Raw genomic sequence first — 3,614 nt, 5'->3', positions numbered from 1 at the left:
AAGCATGTACACAGCGCTCAAACCCCTGACACACCGAACAAAAACCAACACCACGTACACACAATCCGGGCATTAACTCGCTTTCTGTCAGCGTGTGATCAGATAAGACGAGGCGCAAGGCAATCTCGTTTCGTCATATATAAGAGTCTGGAGTCTCTTCCTTTAGAAGATGCACGCAATATAACGAAAACAGCCTTATGGCAATCTGGAGCAGAGCTCGACAAACTTATAATTATCGTTGGAGACGGGGGTGAGTACCTTGAGTGGATCCGTTCCTGAAGCTATTTATCACTGTGTAGAGGCAGCTAATAAGGAGGACTTAGCGCATGTTCTAGATAAATACACATGGTACTCGGAGAAGTCCGCGTATCCAGGCTATGAGACTGAGATTTGGGTGGATTCTCGTCATGAGCCGCAAGAGATTCTCGCCGGCTTGCGTAGCCTCGGATTGACGGTTGTTACTGACGAGGTAGCCTCCGCTCCGTGGAACTATGATCCAAGTGAGGAAACTTGGGATCAGCATGTTGAACGCAGTCTAAAAGCGATAGGCCGCATTTAACCTTTCAGAATTTTGGGGTTATAGGACATTTTGTGTTGCTTTTTAGTCCCATGGGTTGTGGTAGGGCGTGGTGTGGTGGAGTTCGTTCCAGCAGATTGCGTCGCCCCATCGGGGGATGCTTGCAGTGATGGGGTGTTCTTGGCAGGCTGTGGCCCACGCGGTCTCGATGTGTTTGTCGGTGGGCATGACTTTCACGATCTTGGCTGCTGGTAAAGGGTGCTCAGAGTGCATGTAGCACCACCAGAACACTGCTTTGATCCGCCTGGTCAGGCGCATTCCCCGGTGGTCACGCAGTACCTGCCTTAAGGGAGCGTTGGTTGCTCCTTCGATCTGGTTGTTCATCGCTGGCATGGCATGGTCCCAGTGTGGGTCCACAAAAGTAAAAAGCACGCCTTTGCTGATCAGCCGGTTCATGCTGTTACGCGCGCGTACAAGCCGCTCATGGGTGTACACCCACCCATTGTCGCTCAATGTCTTTTCTGCAAGGAAATCCTTCCAGCGGGCGCACCACTGGTGGTAGTCCTGAACCCATTGGCGGGCTTGTTCAACAGTTGTCACGTGCAAGAGATCTTTACCCCGGGGCATACAACTGCTGGGATGCTTCCAGCTTCGGACGCATTGTCGTGGCTTTCTTGATCTGCCCGAACGCGTGGAACGTGCACCGCTGCACCCGCGTGTTGGGCCATGCGGCACGCCTGGCTTTATCAAAACTACTACCACCATCACTGACTACTAGAAGCGGTGGCGCGATCCGGCTCATCAACGCCTCCCACGAGCGTGAATTCTCGCTACGAGCCACATACCACCCCAGTACGTGCGTGCGGCTTTGAGCAATCACAATGACCACGTGACGGCTCAAATAAATCCCGTCAGCAAAGACCACATCATGAACCTGATCAACAACCGGAGCCAAAGGCCACACCTGCCACAATGATGCGCACCTGCGTCGAAACGATCGGCCAGCCCCCGGCATGTCCACTTGCCTGGCCCCCGACAACAACCACGATAAGAACTCGTCCAAATGCTTCGCGCACGCATCAATATGCCTGACCTGACTGACATTGCACGCTTTGCACCGCCACCTTTGGGCCCCCGAAGAGGAATGCCCATGACGAGTCATCACACGCCCGCACACCGGGCACGAAGGAATATTCATCCCCACACGATGCCCGACCCAACTTCAAAGCAGACTTTCCCGAGCTACAAAGCCGAAAAACCCCACTCACCGCAACACATTTTGTCCGACCTTCAAGTTGCCCCCAACCAACTTGAACCACGACCTTTCCCCACCACAACAACGAAAAGTCCCCACAAAAGCAACAGAAAATGTCCTATAACCCGTATTTCTCGGATCAGGAATTAATCGATCAGTTAGCTGTAAGTCGACGGGTAAAAGGGGCACCGCTATACGTGATAACTCACGACTCAAAGCTTCTTAGGGCGAGATAAGAAGTAGGAGCCGCGCACGCACCACATGGGGTCGCGCACGGGGCTCCTACAGGATTTAATTCTACTACGAAAAGAGGAGCCGCACACACACCTCCACAGGGTCGTGCACGCCGCTCCTACTTGTTTCTAGGATAGTCCGCCGGCTAGATAGACGCAATATAGCAATTCTAATAAGGGCTTGAAACTTGTTGCCACCCCCCTCAGGTTGGGTGGTTTTTTATGCCCCGCAACCCGCACTCCCATAGTGATGGGAGGAACATGTTCACGAGATTAGAAATGAACAGGCATCGGAACCTGGTATTTGCACTGCCGGACTCGCCGCAAGGCGGCAGCGACAAGAACGCAGCCGACACTAGCGGCGAAACCGGTCAGCCTTCTCAGCCAAGCGAAAGCAAGGAAGACGCGACCAAGGCGGAAGAGACGGCTGCCGGCTCTGACAGTGAAACCGCTCAAGCACCAGAAGCTGACGAGCCCGAAGACGACGCGAATGAGCCGCGCGAGCAGGCCACAGAAACCACTCCCGAACAGGCAGTCGACTACCAGGCCCTGCAGGACAAAAACAGTGCGCTCGCGGAGGAAGTCGAGCAGCTGAAAGCGCAGATCGCGCGGTTCGAGACCGAACACCAGTGCGCCGCGTGGCGCGCGGAAATCTCCAAAGAAACCGGCGTTCCCGCTGAGGCGTTACGCGGGGGAACGCGCGAGGAAATCGAAGCGCACGCCAAGGTGCTCGCTGAACTCCTCAAACCACGACCAGTTGTACGCGGCGCAGGCTCTCAGCCGGAGTCCCCGCGTCGAAGTGTGGAACTGGAAACCGCTAACCGCCTACTGGGTACTAACAATTAGAAAGGACTCCCATCATGGCACTGACAACAAGCAAGATCGCCCTCCCCAAGGAGGTTGTCGCTTCTATTGCGACAAAGACTAAGGACGATTCCGCCAGTAAAGATATTGACGGTGATGTGCCGACTATTGAGCAGGTTGCGCAGGCGTCGATGGCTCCGCACGTGGAGATGCTCAAGTCGATGGCAATGCTGTGCGCGGCGTCAATGCGGGTGCCTGTGGACTATATGGGTATCACGTTGGATAATCCGACGTCTGCGGAGTCTCAGGCTGCGGCTGAGCGCCGGTTGATTCGTATTGCTGACCGGCAGAATGTGGCGTTTGGGCGCGCGCTTGTTCACACGCTGATGATTGCTGTGCATGTGCGGGATGGGCGTTCCCCTGGCGAGCAGGCTCTTGAGAAGGTTACGGCGATTTGGGCTCCGACTCGTGAAGAATCGGGCGCGGCTCGTGCTGATTCGTTTGCGAAGGTTGCTGCTGTTATCCCGGGGTATGCGGATTCTGATGTCGGTTTGGAAAAGTTGGGATTGTCGCAGGAGGAGATACGCAGGTTGCGTATTGACCAGCAGCGTGTCAGGGCGCAAGAAACACTCAACCAGATACGCGCCTCGATGGGGCAGACCGCTCCAGAGGGAGAAGAAAGCAGTCTGACTCGCCCAGCCGGTTCACAAGATCCTGTCACGTTAAAAGGCTCTTCACGAACGAGGGTGTAGCGCGGGTCTAAACCCTCCGGCTTCGAGCAGCGACCGAGCGATGTAGTGGGTGA

At 55.2% G+C, this 3,614-nt stretch carries 2 protein-coding genes and 1 pseudogene; 2 read left to right on the top strand and 1 reads right to left on the bottom strand.

Features of this window, described 5'->3' with window-relative positions; all coding sequences use genetic code 11:
• Window positions 1-601 precede the first annotated feature (601 nt).
• Window positions 602-1,715 (bottom strand): annotated as a pseudogene (locus AC1DA5_RS10490) (IS1249 family transposase).
• A gap of 551 nt (window positions 1,716-2,266) precedes the next feature.
• On the opposite strand from AC1DA5_RS10490, the gene AC1DA5_RS10485 reads away from it, so the two are divergent.
• Window positions 2,267-2,851 carry a hypothetical protein gene (locus AC1DA5_RS10485; RefSeq protein ID WP_154955725.1) on the top strand — a complete coding sequence of 195 codons (585 nt, stop codon included), beginning with the start codon at window positions 2,267-2,269 and terminating at the stop codon, window positions 2,849-2,851.
• 14 nt (window positions 2,852-2,865) lie between these two features.
• A complete protein-coding gene (locus tag AC1DA5_RS10480) occupies window positions 2,866-3,561 on the top strand; it encodes a hypothetical protein (protein WP_058237557.1) in 696 nt (231 codons plus the stop codon).
• The last annotated feature ends 53 nt before the right edge of the window (window positions 3,562-3,614 follow it).

The organism is Pauljensenia sp. C0254C2 (assembly GCF_056583835.1).
Note: the sequence above shows the minus strand (reverse complement) of the source record. Positions and strands in the feature narration are given on the sequence as shown.